General features: G+C 72.7%; 21 protein-coding genes. 16 read left to right on the forward strand and 5 right to left on the reverse strand.

Annotated elements, in window-relative coordinates; genetic code table 11:
• Positions 1 to 35 precede the first annotated feature (35 nt).
• Positions 36 to 425 (reverse strand): DUF1844 domain-containing protein, encoded by a 390-nt coding sequence (locus AC51EU_RS14925; RefSeq protein WP_496267396.1) that lies wholly within the window; start codon positions 423 to 425, stop codon positions 36 to 38.
• 320 nt (positions 426 to 745) lie between these two features.
• On the opposite strand from AC51EU_RS14925, the gene infC reads away from it, so the two are divergent.
• The 10 genes from infC (at position 746) to AC51EU_RS14975 (ending at position 11,938) form a co-directional block, all read left to right on the forward strand.
• Complete coding sequence (gene infC, locus AC51EU_RS14930) at positions 746 to 1,420, forward strand: translation initiation factor IF-3 (protein WP_496267397.1); 675 nt, start codon at positions 746 to 748, stop codon at positions 1,418 to 1,420.
• A 123-nt stretch (positions 1,421 to 1,543) separates the two neighbouring features.
• Positions 1,544 to 1,738: a 50S ribosomal protein L35 gene (rpmI, locus tag AC51EU_RS14935; protein ID WP_030278317.1), complete on the forward strand. Its 195-nt coding sequence runs from the start codon at positions 1,544 to 1,546 to the stop codon at positions 1,736 to 1,738.
• Positions 1,739 to 1,837: 99 nt separating this feature from the next.
• Entirely contained in the window at positions 1,838 to 2,224 is a 387-nt protein-coding gene (gene rplT, locus AC51EU_RS14940; RefSeq protein WP_496267398.1) for a 50S ribosomal protein L20, read from the forward strand.
• A gap of 120 nt (positions 2,225 to 2,344) precedes the next feature.
• Positions 2,345 to 3,199: a TrmH family RNA methyltransferase gene (locus AC51EU_RS14945; RefSeq protein ID WP_496267399.1), complete on the forward strand. Its 855-nt coding sequence runs from the start codon at positions 2,345 to 2,347 to the stop codon at positions 3,197 to 3,199.
• Between the two features lie 115 nt (positions 3,200 to 3,314).
• Positions 3,315 to 4,427, forward strand: a complete 1,113-nt coding sequence (locus AC51EU_RS14950; protein WP_496267400.1) for a sensor histidine kinase — start codon at positions 3,315 to 3,317, stop codon at positions 4,425 to 4,427.
• A gap of 216 nt (positions 4,428 to 4,643) precedes the next feature.
• Positions 4,644 to 5,768 carry a phenylalanine--tRNA ligase subunit alpha gene (gene pheS / locus AC51EU_RS14955; RefSeq protein WP_496267401.1) on the forward strand — a complete coding sequence of 375 codons (1,125 nt, stop codon included), beginning with the start codon at positions 4,644 to 4,646 and terminating at the stop codon, positions 5,766 to 5,768.
• Positions 5,768 to 8,347, forward strand: coding sequence for a phenylalanine--tRNA ligase subunit beta (gene pheT / locus AC51EU_RS14960; RefSeq protein WP_496267402.1), 2,580 nt, complete (start codon positions 5,768 to 5,770; stop codon positions 8,345 to 8,347). Before pheS ends, pheT begins: the two co-directional genes overlap by 1 nt.
• Before the next feature lie 284 nt (positions 8,348 to 8,631).
• Positions 8,632 to 9,873, forward strand: a complete 1,242-nt coding sequence (locus AC51EU_RS14965) for a PP2C family protein-serine/threonine phosphatase (RefSeq protein ID WP_496267403.1) — start codon at positions 8,632 to 8,634, stop codon at positions 9,871 to 9,873.
• Between the two features lie 147 nt (positions 9,874 to 10,020).
• The gene (locus tag AC51EU_RS14970; RefSeq protein WP_496267404.1) at positions 10,021 to 11,358 is read left to right on the forward strand and encodes an NsdA family TPR-like regulatory protein; all 1,338 of its coding nucleotides are present in this window, start codon (positions 10,021 to 10,023) and stop codon (positions 11,356 to 11,358) included.
• A 49-nt stretch (positions 11,359 to 11,407) separates the two neighbouring features.
• Positions 11,408 to 11,938 carry an NUDIX domain-containing protein gene (locus AC51EU_RS14975; RefSeq protein ID WP_496267405.1) on the forward strand — a complete coding sequence of 177 codons (531 nt, stop codon included), beginning with the start codon at positions 11,408 to 11,410 and terminating at the stop codon, positions 11,936 to 11,938.
• Between the two features lie 49 nt (positions 11,939 to 11,987).
• Here AC51EU_RS14975 and AC51EU_RS14980 read toward each other — a convergent pair whose 3' ends face one another.
• Positions 11,988 to 12,248: a hypothetical protein gene (locus AC51EU_RS14980; protein ID WP_496267406.1), complete on the reverse strand. Its 261-nt coding sequence runs from the start codon at positions 12,246 to 12,248 to the stop codon at positions 11,988 to 11,990.
• 224 nt (positions 12,249 to 12,472) lie between these two features.
• Positions 12,473 to 13,021: a DUF2690 domain-containing protein gene (locus tag AC51EU_RS14985; protein ID WP_496267407.1), complete on the reverse strand. Its 549-nt coding sequence runs from the start codon at positions 13,019 to 13,021 to the stop codon at positions 12,473 to 12,475.
• Positions 13,022 to 13,329: 308 nt separating this feature from the next.
• On the opposite strand from AC51EU_RS14985, the gene AC51EU_RS14990 reads away from it, so the two are divergent.
• From AC51EU_RS14990 to AC51EU_RS15010, 5 genes are all read left to right on the forward strand, one after another.
• The gene (locus AC51EU_RS14990; protein ID WP_496267408.1) at positions 13,330 to 13,752 is read left to right on the forward strand and encodes a GNAT family N-acetyltransferase; all 423 of its coding nucleotides are present in this window, start codon (positions 13,330 to 13,332) and stop codon (positions 13,750 to 13,752) included.
• Positions 13,753 to 13,885: 133 nt separating this feature from the next.
• Complete coding sequence (locus tag AC51EU_RS14995; RefSeq protein ID WP_496267409.1) at positions 13,886 to 14,320, forward strand: VOC family protein; 435 nt, start codon at positions 13,886 to 13,888, stop codon at positions 14,318 to 14,320.
• A gap of 384 nt (positions 14,321 to 14,704) precedes the next feature.
• Positions 14,705 to 15,046 (forward strand): STAS domain-containing protein, encoded by a 342-nt coding sequence (locus AC51EU_RS15000; protein ID WP_496267410.1) that lies wholly within the window; start codon positions 14,705 to 14,707, stop codon positions 15,044 to 15,046.
• Positions 15,047 to 15,384: 338 nt separating this feature from the next.
• Entirely contained in the window at positions 15,385 to 15,774 is a 390-nt protein-coding gene (locus tag AC51EU_RS15005) for a hypothetical protein (RefSeq protein ID WP_496267411.1), read from the forward strand.
• 44 nt (positions 15,775 to 15,818) lie between these two features.
• Complete coding sequence (locus tag AC51EU_RS15010; protein WP_496267412.1) at positions 15,819 to 16,148, forward strand: hypothetical protein; 330 nt, start codon at positions 15,819 to 15,821, stop codon at positions 16,146 to 16,148.
• 665 nt (positions 16,149 to 16,813) lie between these two features.
• On the opposite strand, the gene AC51EU_RS15015 is transcribed toward AC51EU_RS15010, so the two are convergent.
• On the reverse strand, positions 16,814 to 17,674 hold the full coding sequence (locus tag AC51EU_RS15015; RefSeq protein WP_496267413.1) for a 3-hydroxybutyryl-CoA dehydrogenase: 861 nt from the start codon (positions 17,672 to 17,674) through the stop codon (positions 16,814 to 16,816).
• Between the two features lie 166 nt (positions 17,675 to 17,840).
• Between AC51EU_RS15015 and AC51EU_RS15020 the strand changes: the two genes are divergently transcribed.
• Positions 17,841 to 19,049, forward strand: coding sequence for a glycoside hydrolase family 10-like protein (locus AC51EU_RS15020; RefSeq protein WP_496267414.1), 1,209 nt, complete (start codon positions 17,841 to 17,843; stop codon positions 19,047 to 19,049).
• Between the two features lie 63 nt (positions 19,050 to 19,112).
• Here the strand turns inward: AC51EU_RS15020 and AC51EU_RS15025 are convergent, their stop codons facing one another.
• Positions 19,113 to 19,295, reverse strand: coding sequence for a DUF1918 domain-containing protein (locus AC51EU_RS15025; protein ID WP_496267415.1), 183 nt, complete (start codon positions 19,293 to 19,295; stop codon positions 19,113 to 19,115).
• Positions 19,296 to 19,297 lie beyond the last annotated feature (2 nt).

Below are 19,297 nucleotides of genomic sequence, written 5' to 3' on the forward strand. Positions count from 1 at the left end.
ATCTCCCCGGGCCGGGGCCCGCGCGCGTCACCCGTTCAGCTGAAGACGGGCCCGGTGAATTTCTCGCCCGGCCCCTGGCCCGGCTCGTCCGGCACCACCGACGCCTCGCGGAAGGCGAGCTGGAGCGACTTCAGGCCGTCCCGCAGCGGCGCCGCGTGGTACGAGCCGATCTCGGTGGCGCTCGCGGTGACCAGACCGGCCAGCGCGTGGATGAGCTTGCGGGCCTCGTCCAGGTCCTTGTGCCGCTCGCCGTCCTCGGCCAGACCGAGGTTGACCGCCGCCGAACTCATCAGGTGCACCGCCACCGTGGTGATCACCTCGACCGCCGGCACCTCCGCGATGTCACGGGTCATGGTGTCGAAGTCGGGGCGCGCCGCCCCGTCGGGCTGCGGGACGCCGGGCTGCTGCGGGGTGTGGTCGCTCATGTCTTGGGGCTTCACTTCCTGGGGAGGGGGATGCGCCCCACCTTAAGTCCCGGGGGCCGCGGGGCCCGCGCCGGCCGGTGATAGGGGACGGCGCGCGGGTGGGGGCGCCGCTCTTGACTCGTGTATTCTGGTGTTCCGACCGGCCGGACACTGAAGTGACCGGCCCGCAAGTGGAGGCTCCGTTCTCCCACCCGTCCGACCACGCGGTCGGCGGGTCATTGGTCCGGCTGCGCCCCGCGTGATTCGCGGCGGTGTTCCTGAACCGTGTGATGGAGCCCCGCCTGCGTCCCGTCCGGGGCGTTTTTCATGTGCCGGCGCGGTTGGTCACACCGAACAGACGTTACGCGGCAGTCCGCCAGGCCGTCGCGTGGTGCTACCGAGGAGGATCCATCAGCGCCGAGCCCCGCATCAACGACCGGATTCGTGTCCCCGAGGTGCGACTCGTCGGTCCCAGTGGCGAGCAGGTCGGCATCGTGCCGCTTGCCAAGGCCCTGGAGCTTGCGCAGGAGTACGACCTCGACCTCGTCGAGGTGGCGGCGAACGCCCGTCCGCCGGTCTGCAAGCTCATGGACTACGGAAAGTTCAAGTACGAGTCGGCCATGAAGGCCCGTGAGGCGCGCAAGAACCAGGCGCACACGGTCATCAAGGAGATGAAGCTCCGGCCGAAGATCGACCCGCACGACTACGACACCAAGAAGGGTCACGTCGTCCGGTTCCTCAAGCAGGGTGACAAGGTCAAGATCACGATCATGTTCCGTGGTCGCGAGCAGTCCCGCCCCGAGCTGGGCTTCCGGCTGCTGCAGCGGCTCGCCTCCGACGTCGAGGACCTCGGCTTCATCGAGTCGAACCCGAAGCAGGACGGCCGCAACATGATCATGGTCCTCGGTCCGCACAAGAAGAAGACCGAGGCGATGGCCGAGGCCCGCGAGGCGCAGGCCGCCCGCAAGGCGGAGCGCCAGGGCGGAACCCCCGCCGAGGAGTCCGCCGAGGCGTGATCCCCGGGCGAGAGCCCCGGACCTGCGCCGGGGCGCCCGCCCCGGACTGCAACCGATACATATGACGCCCCCGTGTGCCGGCCCCGCCGGCGGGGGCGCCACTGACGAGGAGAGAACGGCGCCATGCCGAAGAACAAGACGCACAGCGGGACCAGCAAGCGCTTCAAGGTCACCGGTTCCGGCAAGGTGCTGCGCGAGCGCGCCGGCAAGCGCCACCTGCTGGAGCACAAGTCGTCCCGCGTGACGCGTCGCCTCACCGGCAACGCCGAGATGGCCCCGGGCGACGCCAAGAAGATCAAGAAGCTTCTCGGCAAGTGAGCCGCCGCGCCCCTGACACGGCGGCGCGCGGACAGGACCGGGACTATTCGAACCGGGCCGTGTGACGACCACCACGGCCCCGCTACAAGGAGTTAACAAGTGGCACGCGTCAAGCGGGCAGTCAACGCCCACAAGAAGCGCCGGGCGATCCTGGAGCAGGCCAGCGGCTACCGCGGCCAGCGCTCCCGCCTCTACCGCAAGGCGAAGGAGCAGGTCACCCACTCCCTCGTCTACAACTACAACGACCGCAAGAAGCGCAAGGGCGACTTCCGTCAGCTGTGGATCCAGCGCATCAACGCCGCTGCCCGCGCCAACGGCATGACCTACAACCGCTTCATCCAGGGTCTGAAGGCCGCCAGCATCGAGGTCGACCGCAAGATCCTCGCCGACCTCGCGGTCAACGACGCCAACGCGTTCGCCGCCCTGGTCGAGGTCGCCCAGAAGGCGCTCCCGAGCGACGTCAACGCCCCGAAGGCCGCCGCCTGACCCTCGGCCTGACGACGTGACCCGGCGGACCCGCAGGCCCCGGCCTGCGGGTCCGCCGCCGTTTCACCCGGACCGCACGCCCGGTCCACCGCACCGAACGAAAGAAGCGAGCCGCCGTCCATGGGCACCCCCGAGCTGATCTCCCCGCGTTCCCCGCGCGTCGCCGCCGCCCGGCGGCTGGCCCGCCGCGCCGTCCGCGCCAAGGAACGCCGGTTCATCGCCGAGGGCCCGCAGGCCGTCCGCGAGGCCGTCGCCCACCGCACCGCCGACGGCCCCACCCTCGTCGAACTGTTCGCCACCGCCGAGGCCGCCGAACGCCACACCGAGATCGTCGCCGCCGCCCGCGCCGCCGGCGTCCGCTGCCACCTCGCCGACGACCGGACCGTCGCCGACATCTCCCAGACGGTCACCCCGCAGGGCCTGGTCGGCGTCTGCCGCTTCCTCGACTCGCCGTTCGACGACATCCTCGCCGCCCGCCCCCGGCTGATCGCCGTCCTCGCCCACGTCCGCGACCCCGGCAACGCCGGCACCGTACTGCGCTGCGCGGACGCCGCGGGCGCCGACGCCGTCGTCCTCACCGACGCCTCCGTCGACCTCTACAACCCCAAGTCCGTACGGGCCTCCGTCGGCTCCCTCTTCCACCTGCCCGTCGCCGTCGGCGTACCGGTCGAGCGGGTCATGGACGGACTGCGCGGCGCGGGCGCCCGCATCCTCGCCGCCGACGGCGCCGGCGACCGCGACCTGGACGCCGAACTCGACGCCGGCTCCATGGGCGGCCCCACCGCCTGGGTCTTCGGCAACGAGGCATGGGGCCTGCCCGAGGAGACCCGCGCACTCGCCGACGCCGTGGTGCGGGTGCCCATCCACGGCCGCGCCGAGAGCCTCAACCTCGCCACGGCCGCCGCCGTCTGCCTCTACGCCTCGGCCCGCGCCCAGCGCACGACCGGCGGCTGCCGCGCCGTCCCCCGGGGCTGAACGCCGCCCGACGGCCGGAAAACACCGCCCGCCGCGGCGTCCGGCGGATACCGGCGGCCCGTCCCGCCGTTCCTAGTAGGGTGTCCTGCCCGGGAAGCGGAAGGGGGCACCGGGGATGACTGCGACGACGTCCGGCGGGCCGGACCGGACACCGGGGGCCCCAGCGCCGCCCCCGGACGGTATCGACCCCGAGGAACTGCCCGACGGCCTGGTCGTCGCCGACGCCGCCGGGCGCGTCGTCCGCTTCAACACCGCCGCCGCCAGGATCACCGGCATCGCCCCCCGCGACGCCCTCGGCCGGCTCCTGGAGGAGGCCCTGCCCCTCCAGGACCTGGAGGGCCGCCGCTGGTGGCGGCTGACCGACCCCTACTGCGGCCTCGCCGTCCGCACCGGCCAGCCCGAGCGCAATCTGCTGCTCGGCGGGCGCGAACTGCTGGTCTCCGCCCGCTACGTCCGCACCCGCCCCCGCGGCCCCCTCCGCCGCCTCGTCATCACCCTGCGCGGCACGGAGGCCCGGCGCCGTACGGAACTGAGCCACGCCGAGCTGATCGCCACCGTCGCCCACGAACTGCGCTCCCCGCTGACCTCCGTCAAGGGCTTCACCGCGACCCTGCTCCAGAAATGGGACCGCTTCACCGATGACCAGAAGCGGCTGATGCTGGAGACCGTCGACGCCGACGCCAACCGCGTCACCCGGCTGATCGCCGAACTGCTGGACATCTCCCGCATCGACTCCGGACGGCTGGAGGTGCGGCGGCAGCGCGTCGACATGATCGCGGCCGTGCGCCGGCATGTTCAGGCGCAGACCACCGCGGGCCAGCGCCCCGACCGCTTCCTCATCCGCGCCCTCGGCCCGCTGCCCGACCTGTGGGCCGATCCGGACAAGGTCGACCAGGTCCTGGGGAACCTCCTGGAGAACGCGGTCCGCCACGGCGAGGGCACGGTCACCATCGAGATCGAGCCCTCGCCCTGCCCGCGCGAGCCCGGGAAGGACGGAACGACCGTCACGGTGAGCGATGAGGGCCCCGGCATCCCGGAGGAGTCGATGAGCCGTGTCTTCACCCGCTTCTGGAGGGGCAGCAAACGCGGGGGCACGGGCCTGGGCCTCTACATCGTCAAGGGCATCGTCGAGGCCCACGGCGGGACGATCACCGTCGGCCGGGCCCCGGCGGGCGGCGCCGCGTTCCGCTTCACCCTGCCCGTCGCCGCCCCCGCCTTCCTGGCCTGACCGCCCGCCGCCGACGGCCCCCGGGCCGGGCACCGGCGGGCGGACGGGACCCGCCCACGGCGCACCGGGACCCGCCGTCCCCTTAGACTTGCCCTTTGGCACCTTTGGCGCACAAGCATCGCGGGCACAGCGCGGGCTCGGCATCCGACGTGTGTGATCGAGTCGCCGAGGCGAAGCGAGCCAAGCCAAGCCAGACCACCGGAAGCACGGGAAGAGATGTCCGCACCCAATAAGTCGTACGACCCTGTCGAGGTCGAAGCCCTGAAACCGGAAGAGATCGCCCGGCGCACGGACGAGGCGCTCGCCGCCATCGCCGCCGCCGGGGACCTGGACGCGCTGCGCGAGGTGAAGGCCGCGCACACCGGCGACCGCTCGCCGCTCGCTCTCGCCAACCGCGAGATCGGCGCGCTGCCCCCGCACGCCAAGGCGGACGCCGGCAAGCGCGTCGGCCAGGCACGCGGCCGCGTCAACCAGGCGCTCAAGGCCCGCCAGGAGGAGCTGGAGGCCGAGCGCGACGCCCGCGTCCTCGTCGAGGAGGCCGTGGACGTCACGCTGCCCTACGACCGGACGCCCGCCGGGGCCCGGCACCCGCTGACCACCTTCATGGAGCGGGTCGCCGACGTCTTCGTCGCCATGGGCTACGAGATCGCCGAGGGCCCCGAGGTCGAGGCGGAGTGGTTCAACTTCGACGCCCTCAACTTCGTGCCCGACCACCCCGCGCGCCAGATGCAGGACACCTTCTTCGTCCGGGGCAACGGCACCAAGGACGACGAGTCCGGCGTCGTGCTGCGCACCCACACCTCGCCGGTCCAGGCCCGCACCCTGGTCGACCGCGAGCCGCCCGTCTACGTCGTCTGCCCGGGCCGCGTCTACCGCACCGACGAGCTGGACGCCACGCACTCCCCGGTCTTCCACCAGATCGAGCTGCTCGCCGTCGACGAGGGCCTGACCATGGCCGACCTCAAGGGCACCCTCGACCACATGGTCCGCGCCCTGTTCGGCCCGGACATGAAGACCAGGCTGCGGCCGAACTACTTCCCGTTCACCGAGCCGTCCGCCGAGATGGACATGGTCTGCTACGTCTGCCGCGGCGCGTCCGTCGGCAACCCCGACCGCCCCTGCCGCACCTGCTCCAGCGAGGGCTGGATCGAGCTGGGCGGCTGCGGGATGGTCAACCCCAAGGTCCTGGTGGCCTGCGGCGTCGACCCGGAGCGCTACAGCGGCTTCGCCTTCGGGTTCGGCATCGACCGGATGCTGATGTTCCGGCACAACGTGGAAGACATGCGCGACATGTTCGAGGGCGACGTCCGGTTCACCCGGCCGTTCGGGATGGAGATCTGATGCGGGTCCCGCTTTCTTGGCTGCGGGAATACGTCGACCTGCCGGCGACGGAGACCGGCCGTGACGTACAGGCCAAGCTCATCGCCGTCGGCCTGGAGGTCGAGACCGTCGAGCGGCTCGGCGAGGGCCTCAAGGGCCCGCTCGTCGTCGGCCAGGTGCTGACCATCGAGGAGCTGGAGGGCTTCAAGAAGCCGATCCGGTTCTGCACCGTCGACGTCGGCGACGCCAACGGCACCGGCGAACCCCAGGAGATCGTCTGCGGCGCCCGCAACTTCGCCGTCGGCGACAAGGTCGTCGTGGTCCTGCCCGGCGCTGTGCTGCCCGGCGACTTCGCGATCTCCGCGCGCAAGACCTACGGCAAGAAGTCGCACGGCATGATCTGCTCCGGCGACGAACTCGGCATGGGCGACGACGGCTCCGACGGCATCATCGTGCTGCCGCCCGAGTACGAGCCCGGCACCGACGCCATCGAGCTGCTCCAGCTCGTCGACGAGGTGCTCGACATCGCCGTCACCCCCGACCGCGGCTACTGCCTGTCGATGCGCGGCGTCGCCCGCGAGACCGCCACCGCCTACGGGCTGCCGCTGCGCGACCCCGCGCTGCTGGACGTCCCCGCCCCGAACGCGGCCGGCCACCCCGTCCACGTCGCCGACCCGATCGGCTGCGACCGCTTCACCGCCCGCACCGTCACCGGCGTCGACCCCGAGGCACGCTCCCCGATCTGGCTGCGCCGCCGCCTCCAGAAGGCCGGGATGCGGCCGATCTCGCTGCCCGTCGACATCACCAACTACGTGATGCTGGAGCTGGGCCAGCCGCTGCACGCCTACGACCGCGCCGGTCTCGACGGGGCCATCGGTGTCCGCCGCGCCACCGCGGGCGAGGTGCTGACCACCCTCGACGGCACCAAGCGGGTCCTCGACCCGGCCGACCTCGTCATCACCGACGACAGCGGCCCCATCGGCCTGGCCGGGGTGATGGGCGGCGCCCACACCGAGATCGCCGCCCCGGTGACCGACCCGGAGACCGGCGCGGTCACCGGCACCACCGACATCGTGGTGGAGGCCGCGCACTTCGACGCCCTGTCGATCGCCCGCACCGCCCGCCGCCACAAGCTGTCCTCCGAGGCCGCCAAGCGCTTCGAGCGCGGGGTGGACCCCGAGGCCGCCTCGGCCGCCGCGCAGCGCACCGTCGACCTGCTCGTGCTCCTCGGCGGCGGCACCGCCGAGGAGGGCGTCACCACGGTCGTCTCGCCCGGCGCCCCCCGCACCATCAGCATGCGCGCCGACCACCCCGACAAGGTCGCCGGTGTCACCTACGGCCGGGAGACCGTCGTCCGCCGCCTCCAGCAGGTCGGCTGCGACGTCTATGGGAATTCCGCCGCGTGGAACGCGTCGTTGAGGGGTGGTGGCCGGGAGACGGGCGGGCAGGACGAACTGGTCGTCACCGTGCCGTCCTGGCGCCCCGACCTCAGCGACCCCAACGACCTCGCCGAGGAGGTCATCCGGCTGGAGGGCTACGAGAACCTGCCCTCCACCCTCCCGCTGCCGCCCGCCGGCCGCGGCCTGACCGACCGCCAGCGGCTGCACCGTCGCATCGGCCGGGCGCTCGCCGGCGCCGGCTACGTCGAGGCGCTGAACTACCCGTTCACCGGCCGCGCCGTCCTCGACCAGCTCGGCCTGGAGGAGGACGACCCGCGCCGTACGGCCGTCACCCTCGTCAACCCGCTCTCCGACGAGGAGCCCGACCTGCGCACGACGCTGCTGCCGGGCCTGCTCGGCGCGCTGCGGCGCAACGACGGCCGGGGCACGCACGACCTCGCGCTGTTCGAGGTCGGCCCGGTGTTCCGGCCGACCGGCGACGAGAAGCCGGCCGGACGCCTCGTCGTCGACCGCCGTCCCACCGACGACGAGATCGCCTCCCTCGACGCGTCCCTGCCCGAGCAGCCGCGGCACGCCGCGGTGGTGCTCGCCGGGGCCCGCGAGCAGGCCGGCTGGTGGGGCCCCGCCCGCCCGTCGACCTGGGCGGACGCCGTCGAGGCGGGACGCGCGGTGGCGCGTGAGGCGGGCGTCGAGCTGATCGTCCGCCAGGACCAGAAGGCGCCCTGGCACCCGGGCCGCTGCGCGGCGCTGATCGCGGTGTCCGGCGGCGAGGAGATCCCCGTCGGCAACGCGGGCGAGCTGCACCCGCGGGTCGTCAAGGCCCTGGGCCTGCCCGCGCGCACCTGCGCGATGGAGATCGACGTGGACGGCGTCGAGCGGCTCGCCGCGGGCGCGCTGCAGGCCCCGAAGATCTCGTCCTTCCCGGTCGCCACCCAGGACGTCGCGCTCATCGTCGACGACGCCGTCCCGGCGGGCGACGTGGAGGCCGCGCTGCGCGACGGCGCGGGCGAACTCCTCGAATCACTGCGCCTGTTCGACGTGTTCAGCGGCGAGCAGGTCGGCGAGGGCAAGAAGTCCCTGGCGTACGCGCTGCGCTTCCGGGCCGCCGACCGCACGCTGACCGCCGACGAGGCCACCGCGGCCCGTGACGCGGCGGTCGCCGCCGCGGCCGAGCGCACCGGGGCGGTCCTGCGCGGCTGACGCCACGGCACCCGCAGGGGAGGGCGCGGACGGTTTCCCACCGGTCCGCGCCCTTCCGCTTTTCCGTGCCCCGTGGCGCGCGCCCGTGCGCCCCCGGCGGGCGGAACTGCTCCAACATCCGTACGACCTCACTCCATCGAGTGATACGGAAGCGCGCCGACGCGTCCGATCCACGTAACGTCGCCCCCATCGATCCGGTCGACGCGGCCCCCACACCCCGGCACGGGGCCCGCGGGCCGCCTCGTTCCCGCCACGGCGTTCACCGGCTAGGGGGAGGGCAGCGCATGATCCGTACACCGGCGCGCGACGGAGCGCACGCGGACACCACAGGGGCCCGCCGCGTCCACGTCGTCGTCCTGCCAGGACTCTGGGTCCTCGGCATGGCCGTCTGGGCACTCCACACCCCGGCCGACGGCCACCTTCCCCACCTCCTCGCCGCCGCCCCGGCGCTCGCCCTCGCCGGAAGCGGCCGCCGGTGCCTGGCCGTCGGCGGCCTGTGCGCCCTCCTCGCCCTCTCCGCCACCACCGGCACCCCCGCCACCCGCGCGGCCGCCTGCGCCGCCGTCCTCGCCCTCGCCGCCACGAGCCGGTTGACGACCGGCCACCGGCTGCGCCTGGCCCGCGAACTCGAACGCACCCGGGAGATCGCCACCGCCGCCCAGCAGGCACTGCTGCGCCCCCTGCCGCCGCGCCTGGGCACCCTCACCCTGGCCGCCACCCACCTCTCCGCCACCGACGGCGCGGCCCTCGGCGGCGACCTCTACGACGTGGCCCGCACCCGCTACGGCGTCCGCGCCGTCATCGGCGACGTCCGCGGCCACGGCATCGAGGCGATCGGCACCGTCGCCGCCCTGCTCGGCGGCTTCCGCGAGGCCGTCCACGACGAACCCGAACTCGGCGGCGTACTGCGCCGGCTGGAACGCACCCACCAGCGCTACCTCCACGAACGCGCCGCCGACGCCAGGCCGCCCGCCGAGGACACCGGCGCCGACGGCCTCTTCGGCGAGGACTTCGTCACCGTCCTGCTGCTCCAGATCGGCCCCGACGGCACCGTCACCGCCCTCAACTGCGGCCACCCCTGGCCGTACCGCATCGGACCGGGCACCGCCCTGCCCGCCGCGTTCGGCGAACCTCTCCCGCCGCTCGGCCTCTTCCCGCTCCCCGCCGACCTGCGCCCGCTCCGCTGCGGCCGCCTCGCCCCCGGCGAGGGACTGCTGCTGCACACCGACGGCGCCGCCGACACCCGCGACGCGGCCGGCGCCTTCTTCCCCCTCGACCGGGCGGTCCGCACCGGCTGCGGCGCACCCACCGCACGCTCCCTCCCGGCCCCGTCCGTCCTCGTCGGCCATGTCCGCGACGCCCTGCTGCGGCACTGCGGCGGCAGGCTCACCGACGACGCCGCCTTCGTCGCGCTGTGTGCTGACCCGCCCCCGGCCCCCGCCCCCAGGCCCCCGGCTCCGCTGCCCCTCGTGGCCGCCGTCCGCCCCGACCGCAAGCTCAACCGATCAGCATCGCAAGCAAGCTGACAGGGCGTCACTTCACACCCCGTGCGAACGGCCCGCCCCTACCCTGGAGAAACGCAGCCAGCACGGCGGACGGCCGGACACCGCGGCCCCCGCCACGGTCAGCAGCCGGCGGCCCGCGCGGCCGGCCCGGCGCACGGGGAGGCCGCCATGGAGCCCAACACCCTGCTCGACGCGATCCTCGACGAAGCGGGCATCTCGCACGCCGGGCTCGCCGCCCGCGTCAACCGGCTCGGACGCCGCCGCGGGATCGCCCTGCGCTACGAGCACACCGCGGTGGCCCGCTGGCTCAAGGGCCAGCGCCCCCGCGGCCAGGTCCCCGACCTGATCTGCGAGGTCCTCGCCGAACGCCTGCACCGCGCCGTCGGCCTCGACGACATCGGACTGAGCCGCCCCGGACAACGCCGCACCACCGAGACGCCCCTCTCCGGCTTCGTCGAACGCGCCACCGCCCTGTGGCGCTCCGACGAACAACAGCGCCGCCACGTCGTCGACGCCCCCGCCCTCACCGGCACCTCCGCCGTCATGCCCGTATGGGAGTGGGAGAACCCGCCCGAGGACTCCGACGTCTCCCGCGACGGCCTCACCCGGGTCGGCACGGCCGACATCGAGATGCTGGGCGCGGCACGGGCCCACTACGAGCAGATGTACCGCAAGGCGGGCGGGGTGGCGACCAGGGCCCGCATCGTCGGCTTCCTCAACACCGAGGCCGCGCCGCTGCTGCGCGGCAGCTACTCCGACGCCACCGGCCGCCAGCTCCACCGCGCCACCGGCGGCCTGGTCGCCGTCGCCGGGATCTGCGCCTACGACTCGGACGCCCTCGGGCTCGCCCAGCGCTACTTCCACCAGGCACTGCGCCTGGCCAAGGCGAGCGGGGACCGGGGCCTGGGCGCCTATGTGATCGGCCTGCTCGTAAACCAGTGCCTCTTCGTCCGCGAGTACCGCCAGGCGGTGGCGTTCGCCGAGGCCGCGCTGCGCGCCGCGGGACCGCAGATCACCCCGGCGCTCGCGGCCGACCTCTACGCGATGCAGGCCAAGGCGTACGCCCGGCTCGGTGACGGCGCCGGCGCGCTGGCCTGCATCCGCCGGGCCGAGTCCGCCGCCGAACGCATCCGGCCCGGCCTGGAACCCGCCGAGACCGGCTACGTCCAGCCGGGCCTGGTCAACGTCCAGGTGGCGGAGGCCCTGCTCAGCCTCGGGGACCTGCGGGCCGCCCGCGAGCAGGCCGCCGCCGCGGTCGACACCCCGGCGCACGACCGCGGCCGGGTCCACCGGCTCGCCATGCTCACCCACATCGAACTGCGCCAGGGCGACGCCGACCGGGCCGTCGCCGACGCCGCACAGATGACCGAAAGGGCCAGGGGAGTGGAGTCCCGGCGGCTCCGCGACCGGCTCCGGGCGGTGCGCGAACATCTGGCGGAGACCGGCAGCGCCGCGACCGACGCGGCGGCCGATCTCATCGACGAGGTGCTGCGCGTTCCGCTCTGACCCGGTGCGTGTGCCACCTCGCCGGTGCGAAGCGGAAGGTGGCGAAGACGTGCGTTGGGACAATCTCCGGGAACGGACCGTGTACGAGAACCCGTGGTTCCGGGTCAACCTCGCCGATGTGGCGCTGCCGGACGGCCGCCGGCTGGATCACTACCTGATCCGGATGCGGCCGGTCGCCGTCGCCACGATCGTCAACGAGGCCAATGAGGTGCTGCTGCTGTGGCGGCACCGGTTCATCACCGACACCTGGGGCTGGGAACTGGCCGCGGGCGTCGTCGAGGACGGCGAGGACGTCGCGGCGGCCGCCGCGCGGGAGATGGAGGAGGAGACCGGGTGGCGACCCGGCCCCCTCACCCACCTGATGACGGTGGAGCCGTCCAACGGGCTCACCGACGCCCGGCACCACATCTACTGGTCCGACGAGGGCGTCCGCACCGGCGAACCGGAGGACTCCTTCGAGTCCTCCCGCCGGGAGTGGGTGCCGCTCAAGCTGGTCCCCGACATGGTGGCGCGGGGCGAGGTCCCGGCCGCCAACATGGCGGCGGCACTGCTGATGCTCCATCAGCTCCGGCTGGGCTGACCGGCAGGGGCGGGCCCGGCCGGCGCGACGGGCCGGGCCCGCCCGCGGCTCACCGGGCCAGGGCCTGCCAGACCGTGACCACCAGCCCCGCCAGGCCCGTCAGCGCGGCGACGGACGACAGCGGCCAGCGGGTGCTCTCCAACTGTGTGACACGGGCCTGCAGTTCGTCCGCGTCACGGGCGCACTGCTCGGACCGCTGGGCGAGCAGGGCGAGCTGGCCGTCGACGCGGGTGGTGCTCACATCGAGACAGCGCCGCAGCTCGGCCACATCGCTGGCCACCAGCTCGGGTTCACGACGGTGCGCGGTCACGTTCCGTTCCTCTTTTCCTCTTGCGGGAGTGACTGGATGTTCCTTCGTTCTCCAGTCAACTACCTGGAACGGAAAGGCGGGACCGTGTGCGGCGGACGATCGCGTGCCCCCGGCGCACACCCCGTGTGAAGTGACGGAAGGTGACGACGGGCGGGGGTGCGCCCCGCGGTCCGGCGGCCCGCACCCGCACCCGCGCCGACCGCGGTGCCGAACGGCCCGAGCCGTCACCGCCAGGCGGTGGCCTCCGTCGCCTGGATGCAGTACCGCTCGAAGAGGCTGCCGCCACCAGGCTTGGGGATCACGCAGGCCGTGACCTGGAATTCACCTTCCGGAACAGCGGCCATGCTCGTGAACTGGTCGTCGTCGTACTCGATCTCGGCGCCTCGCATGGTGCCACCGGGCACCTTCACCGTGACGACGTCCCCAGGGTGACCGCGGTCGATCTTCGCCCACACCGCCTTGCAGTCCTCGTTGTAGCGGATCTGGAGAACGGCCGGATTGTTCACCGCGGGTTTGAAGGTACGGGCCCCCTCACCGCAGCCCTGGCTCTGCGGACTCTTGCCCTCGCATGCCTCGCCCGGGCAGGTCGGCTCGTCGAACAACGACTTCATCACGTGATCCCCGAGCGGAGTCGCCACAGCGGCCACCACCGCACTGACCACAGCGACCGCATACGCCAGCGCCGCGGGCCCGCTGAGCCACCTTCTCGCGGTCGGCTGCGGTGAGGGGGCGGCTGCTGGGGTGGATTCGTCGTCGGTGCTGCCCATGGTCATGAGAGTTCACCTTGATCGGACCGGTCCCGGAGGCCAGGATCGCTTCCCGCGGCCGCGGACGAAAGGCGCGGCGCGGGGAGCAGGGACGCATGACGGCCTTTCTTGTGTGCGCCCCTTTGCCGGCCCCACGGCGGCGGCGGTCGCCGCGAGGAGACTGTGATTTCTGCGCCAGGTGGAGCGCGAGAGCAGATTGGTGAACCGGCGCGGGGTCTCGTGGCAGGCGAGCGGGCTGGACCGTCCTCGTGGAGTCGCTGTCCAACAGGCGAAAACCCCTGCTCGGCCGGAGCCGCTCCTGTTAGACAACCGGGATGGACAAGATCAAGATCCGTACCGCGGATATCGCTGAGGTCCCCGCCGTGTTGGCCTTCTGGGCCCGGTCGGCCGAAGGCACCAGCGTCACCGACGACGCGGACGGCGTTGCCCGCCTCCTCACCCGTGACCCGGACGCCCTGCTGGTCGCCGAACGGGACGGAGCCATCGTCGGCACGGTCATCGCCGGCTACGACGGCTGGCGCTGCCACCTGTACCGACTGGCCGTCGCCCCGGACCAACGCCGCCAGGGCATCGCCGCCGCCCTGCTCGCCGCCGCCCACGAACGCTTCGTGACACTCGGCGGCCGCCGGGCCGATGCCATGGTCCTGGACCACAACGCACTCGGCCAGCACGCCTGGCGCGCCGCCGGTTACCACGCGGAGGAGCAGTGGAGCCGCTGGGTCAGACCGCTTGCCTGACGGAGTCGTCGACGTCCGTGGTGCGCGGCAGCGGTACCTCTGCGACTGGAGCACCAGCGGGGGCCGTCCTCCCGCCATCATGCGTATCCACACCGGGAGATGAGCGGCAGCGTCCCCCTGCTATGGTGCGCCGATGTCATCGATCAAGAAGGTCCAGGTCACCTTCGACTGCGCGGACCCTGAGCGGGTCGCCCGCTTTTGGTGCGAGGTGCTGGGGTACGTCGTACCGCCGCCTCCGGAGGGGTTCGCCACGTGGGACGAATTCGATCGCTCGCTGCCGGCTGAGCGGCAGGGCTCGGCGTTCGCCTGCTGTGATCCCTCGGGTGTGGGGCCGCGGTTGTACTTCCAGCGTGTTCCCGAGGGCAAGGTCGTAAAGAATCGGGTGCATCTTGACGTACGGGTCGCCACCGGGCTCGTGGGCGAGGAGCGCCTGGCCACGCTGGAGGCCGAGTGCGCACGACTGGTCGCGCTCGGCGCGGTACGCGTGCGCGTGCTGCTCGCCGATGAGCACAATGAGTCGTGCATCCTGATGCAGGACGTCGAGGGCAACGAGTTCTGCCTCGACTGAGCGCCCTCGGGAAAGGCGAGGCGGGAGCCGCCCGCCTCGGGCCTCTCTTGACGGCGGCCCCGCGAGGGACAGGAGCCGTCCCGTGAGGCGAGGCGGTGACGGCGGGAGGTGCCGGGCATCGTGGTGTGATGGCCGCCGCTCCTCGAACGAGGACATGAACGGCCTGCCGCGACACCGCTTCCCCATGGGCGGCGTAACCTTTCGCCTCCGGGGCGCGTTGAAGGTGACGATGCCTGCGCCCTCTCCGGTCCTGTCGCCGGAGGGCGTGCCACCGACGGCCCCGGCACGCCCCGGCGCCAGGCCCGCCGTCACCAGGCACATGACGTCACCATGCCGCACCCGCGCCCGGCGGCGCGCGCGGGCAGGACGGTCGAGGAGGTCGCTGTGGCAGACGGATCGCACAACCCCTCCGCGCAGCGCCCGCCGGGGGCCGTCATCGCAGCCGACGACGAGCGCGCCATTGTCGTCCTGCGCGGTGAACTGAACGTCGGCATCGCCCGCCGGCTCGAAGAACAACTCCTCGATGCCCGGCTGCACCGGTCCCGCGCATGGGTCCTGGACATGAAGGACGTCACCTACCTGGACCTGCCCTGCGCCTACGCCCTGCGGCGCGCCGCCATCAGGCACGCGGAAAGCGGCACGGTCATCATCCGCGGCGCCCAGCACAGGGTGCAGCGAACCCTGCGCCACGCCGGCGTCGACGAGATCGCGACACTCCAGGACTGACCGGCATCCGGCGTCCCCGCCCGGGCACGTGGCGGCGGAGGACCCGCGTCCTCACCGTTCGGTCCGACACCCGAACCATCCGGCACCGCCGAGAGCGTCCGGCCCCTTCGTACGGCGTGGCAGCCATCAAGAAGCGTGCGGCGCGGCGACACCGCCGGAGCGCCCGCGGTCCGCCCGCTCCGCCGGTGATACGTTCCACCAGATCCCGCCCGGCCGCGCGCCCGGCGGCGGTCACGGAAGCGACCGGGCACAGCGCCGTTGCCGGCACTGCGCCCGGTCACCTCCTCATTGAGCAGCGGAACTCTCACACTGGAAGAACATCGACAAGGACGGGATGGATGTCAGGTCGCGAGGTGGCGGCGCGTGAACTGCTCGCCGAGGACGAGATAGAGCTCATGCGGCGCGGACTCCTGGAATGGGGCGGACCGGCGCGATGCAGTGACCGTCTGGCCATCGGCATGGGCTTCGCAGACGCTCCAGATCTGGCCAGACGGTGCAGTCAGCCGCGGAGTGCGCTTGGCGTCAACCTGCCGCTCGCTCCGGCGGACCGGGCTCGCGCACTCCTCGCTGTCGAGATCGTCTTCGTGAGCGACCTCGCAGGCACCGGTTTCGAGTGGTCGACGACCACGGGACGCGGTGATGAACCGACCATCAGGTCGCTACGCTCCATCCAGCGGAAATTGTCCAAGGTCGTCGGCTCCTACTACGGGAAAGTCCCGGGTGAGTGATGCACTGGGGAGAACCGCGCCCGTTGAACGCCGATGAGCGCGCAGTGCTGGAACACATCCTGTCGGCGGAGTTCATCGGTGCGTCGCAACTGCGGAGTCAGCTCGACCGCACCGAGGTGACCGCCGTCTGGGGACCCGGTTCTGTGAGCGTCGACCTGCGGGTCCGGGAACCGTGTGAGCATGCGGCACTTCCGGAAGCGCTCGTTCCCGTCGACGCGCAAGTCCATGACCTGTCCGACGCCTACGTCGGCGAGATCCTCGTGTGGACAAACCGGGGAGCCACGCTCGCAGCGCTGGAGTTCGCCTGGGTCACCGACGAGATGCCCGCGTCTCTCCCGGCCGTCGCGGACGGCCGGCTCAGCTGGCCAGCCTGATGGATCCGGTGTTCACGCCCGACAACCCGGCAGGCAACGCCCTCCCATCGGCAGTCACGGACTCCCGGACAGACAGCAGAAGCACGGCCCGACAGCAGAACTCGAACGGCTCCGGCTGAGACAGTGCTCACCTACCGGCGGCTACGGACCGCAGCCTCTCTTCGGGCCCGTATGCGTCCCATGAGGCGGGGTGGGAATGTCGCTCGTTGCAGCGCGACGCAGTATGTCCTGCACCGGGACTGTTCGTCACTGCCGTCGTAGCAGGACACGCACATCAAGCGAGACAGCCGTGCCGGTGGTGGCGAGCGGCAGGCGTGGCAGGCCATCGTCCGGCGATGGGTTCCGTCCCCCGCACTGCCGGCTGCCGGCCGGGACTACCGTTCGGCAGCAGCACGTTCAGGGAGGGCTGACGTTTCCGGCGCGAGCGCAGGTGCCGCCCGATGCGGGTGTGAGCTCTGAAAGACGCAAAGCCCCAGTTCAGAGGCGGTTCGCTGCCGGTCGGTGACGCCCGCCGGGCCACCATCCCGTCCGAGCCGCCCCGGACGGGGCGGCTGCGCGGGTGAGGGGCCGGCGGAGCGGTGTGAGTCTCCCGGGAGTAGTACCGCAAACGGCGCCGCTCCAGTGAACTATCCCTGGAGCAGCGCCAGTTGGCGACCCGGCCGCACTCACTGGTACACGTAGAACCCCGACCCCGACTTCCGTCCCAGGCGGCCCGCGTCGACCATGCGCTGGAGGAGCGGGGGAGCGGCGTACAGGGGTTCCTTGTACTCGTCGTACATCGAGGCGGCGACCGAGGCGACCGTGTCCAGGCCGATGAGGTCCGACAGTTTGAGCGGGCCCATCGGGTGGGCGCAGCCCATTTCCATGCCGTTGTCGATGTCCTCGCGGCTGGCCATGCCCGACTCGAACATCCGGATCGCGGAGAGCAGGTACGGGATGAGCAGCGCGTTGACCACGAAACCGGAGCGGTCCTGGGCGCGGATGGCGTGCTTGCCCAGGGCCTCGCGGACCACCTTCTCCGCGCGGGCGATGGTGCCCTCGGAGGTGGTCAGTGCGGGGATCAGCTCGACGAGCTTCTGCACCGGTGCCGGGTTGAAGAAGTGGATGCCGATGACCTGGTCCGGGCGAGAGGTCGCGACCGCCAGCTTCACCAGGGGGATCGAGGAGGTGTTGGACGCCAGGATCGCGTCCGGGCGGGCCACGACCTGGTCGAGCACCTGGAAGATCTCGGTCTTGACCTGTTCGTTCTCCACCACGGCCTCGATGACGAGATCGCGGTCGGCGAACTCCCCGAGGTCGGTGGTGAAGCCCAGCCGGTCGAGCGCCGCGTCACGCTCCGCGTCGGTGATCTTGCCGCGCTCCGCCGCCTTGCGGAGGGAGTTGGTCAGACGGGTACGGCCGATCTCCAGGGCCTCGCCGGTGGTCTCCGCGACCATGACGTCCAGCCCGGCGCGTGCGCACACCTCGGCGATGCCCGCGCCCATCTGGCCGCAGCCGACCACTCCGACGCGTTCGATGTCGGTCACCTCGTGCCTTTCGCTGATCTTCGGACCGGCGTGCGCCATCAGGGTGGGGCGCCCGCCTCGGGCCCGACGTTACTCCGAGGGGTACCGGACAGGGGCCTTCGGGGCGGGCATTCTGTTCCGGGACGACGGGATGAAGCAGACAAGCCGGGGGCTTTCGGTGCGAGGGATGTCACGGCGAGGATTCACAGCGGCGGCCCTGGGCGCGGTCCCGGCCCTGGCCGCCGCCTCCGGGACCACCGGCCCCGCGGTCCGCGACGGGGTGCGCGGCATGTGGCTGGCGACCGTCGCCCACCGCGACTGGCCCTCCGCACCCGGCCAGGGCCCCCGCCACCAGCGGCGCGAACTCCTCGCCCTCCTCGACGCCGCCGCCGACCACCGCCTCGACACCGTCTACCTCCAGGTCCGGCCGACCGCCGACGCACTGTGGCCCTCTCCCTACGAACCGTGGTCCGACTGCCTCACCGGCCGGCAGGGCGAGGACCCCGGGTGGGACCCGCTCGGCTTCGCGGTCCGCGAGGCGCACCGCCGCGGCCTCGCCCTGCACGCCTGGTGCAACCCGTACCGGGTGGCCCTCCACACCGACCTCACCCGCCTCGCCCCCGGTCACCCGGCCCGCCGCCACCCCGGGTGGACGGTCCCCTACGGCGGGCAGCTCCACTACAACCCCGGACTGCCCGAGGTCCGCCGCTTCGTCCGGGAGGCCGTCCTGGACCCCGTCCGCCGCTACCCGGTCGACGGCCTTCACTTCGACGACTACTTCTACCCGTATCCCGTCCCCGGGGAGACGTTCGACGACGGTGCGGCGTACGCGGCGCACGGCGCGGGCTCCGCCGACCGCGCCGCCTGGCGGCGGGAGAACACCCACCGGCTGGTGCGTGCCACCCACCGGGGGATCGTCCGCCTCCGTTCCGGTTCCGGGCGCCGCGTCCGCTTCGGGATCAGCCTGTTCGGCGTCTGGCGCAACCGCGCCACCGACCCGGCGGGCTCCGTCACCCGTGCCGGGGTGCAGACCTACGACGACCTGTACGCCGACACCCGCGCCTGGGTGCGCGAGGGGCTGGTGGACGACATCGTGCCGCAGGCGTACTGGCACATCGGCTTCCCCGACGCCGACTACGCGGAGATCGCGCGGTGGTGGGCGCACACGGTGTCCGGCACCCGCGTCCGGCTCCTCCTCGGCGAGGCCCTGTACAAGGCGGGCGACCCGGCGCAGCCCGCCCCCTGGCAGAACCCGGCGGAACTCTCCCGCCATCTCACCCTCGCCCGCCGCTTCCCCCGGGTGCGCGGGCACGTCTTCTTCGCCGCCCGCGAGGTGGCGCGGGACCGGGCGGGCGCCCTGGCGCGGGTGGTGGAGGACCACTACCGGACGGCCTGACCGGGGGCCATCGGCGACGAGGCGCCGCGGGCCGCCACCGGGGGCGGTCCGCGGCGCGCGGGGTCATGGGGTGGGGTGGTCGGACAGGTCCTTGGGCCGGACGACACTGTCGGGGCCGGGCGACATGATCGCCTCGTGACCGTTCTCGGCGCGGACGCGGTAGGGCGGGGTGCCGTTCTCGCCCAGTACTTCGATGATCTCGACGACGTGGTCGTGCTGCCCGACGATCCTGCCGTGCACCAGCAGAC

The organism is Candidatus Streptomyces philanthi, assembly GCF_059553635.1.

Bases quoted from the DNA above. Each gene is read 5' to 3' on its own strand.
- AC51EU_RS14925 (WP_496267396.1), bottom strand. From the start codon at position 425: ATGAGCGACCACACCCCGCAGCAGCCCGGCGTCCCGCAGCCCGACGGG.
- rpmI (WP_030278317.1), top strand. From the start codon at position 1,544: ATGCCGAAGAACAAGACGCACAGCGGGACCAGCAAGCGCTTCAAGGTC.
- AC51EU_RS14945 (WP_496267399.1), top strand. From the start codon at position 2,345: ATGGGCACCCCCGAGCTGATCTCCCCGCGTTCCCCGCGCGTCGCCGCC.
- AC51EU_RS14950 (WP_496267400.1), top strand. From the start codon at position 3,315: ATGACTGCGACGACGTCCGGCGGGCCGGACCGGACACCGGGGGCCCCA.
- pheS (WP_496267401.1), top strand. From the start codon at position 4,644: ATGTCCGCACCCAATAAGTCGTACGACCCTGTCGAGGTCGAAGCCCTG.
- pheT (WP_496267402.1), top strand. From the start codon at position 5,768: ATGCGGGTCCCGCTTTCTTGGCTGCGGGAATACGTCGACCTGCCGGCG.
- AC51EU_RS14965 (WP_496267403.1), top strand. From the start codon at position 8,632: ATGATCCGTACACCGGCGCGCGACGGAGCGCACGCGGACACCACAGGG.
- AC51EU_RS14970 (WP_496267404.1), top strand. From the start codon at position 10,021: ATGGAGCCCAACACCCTGCTCGACGCGATCCTCGACGAAGCGGGCATC.
- AC51EU_RS14985 (WP_496267407.1), bottom strand. From the start codon at position 13,021: ATGACCATGGGCAGCACCGACGACGAATCCACCCCAGCAGCCGCCCCC.
- AC51EU_RS14990 (WP_496267408.1), top strand. From the start codon at position 13,330: ATGGACAAGATCAAGATCCGTACCGCGGATATCGCTGAGGTCCCCGCC.
- AC51EU_RS14995 (WP_496267409.1), top strand. From the start codon at position 13,886: ATGTCATCGATCAAGAAGGTCCAGGTCACCTTCGACTGCGCGGACCCT.
- AC51EU_RS15005 (WP_496267411.1), top strand. From the start codon at position 15,385: ATGTCAGGTCGCGAGGTGGCGGCGCGTGAACTGCTCGCCGAGGACGAG.
- AC51EU_RS15020 (WP_496267414.1), top strand. From the start codon at position 17,841: ATGTCACGGCGAGGATTCACAGCGGCGGCCCTGGGCGCGGTCCCGGCC.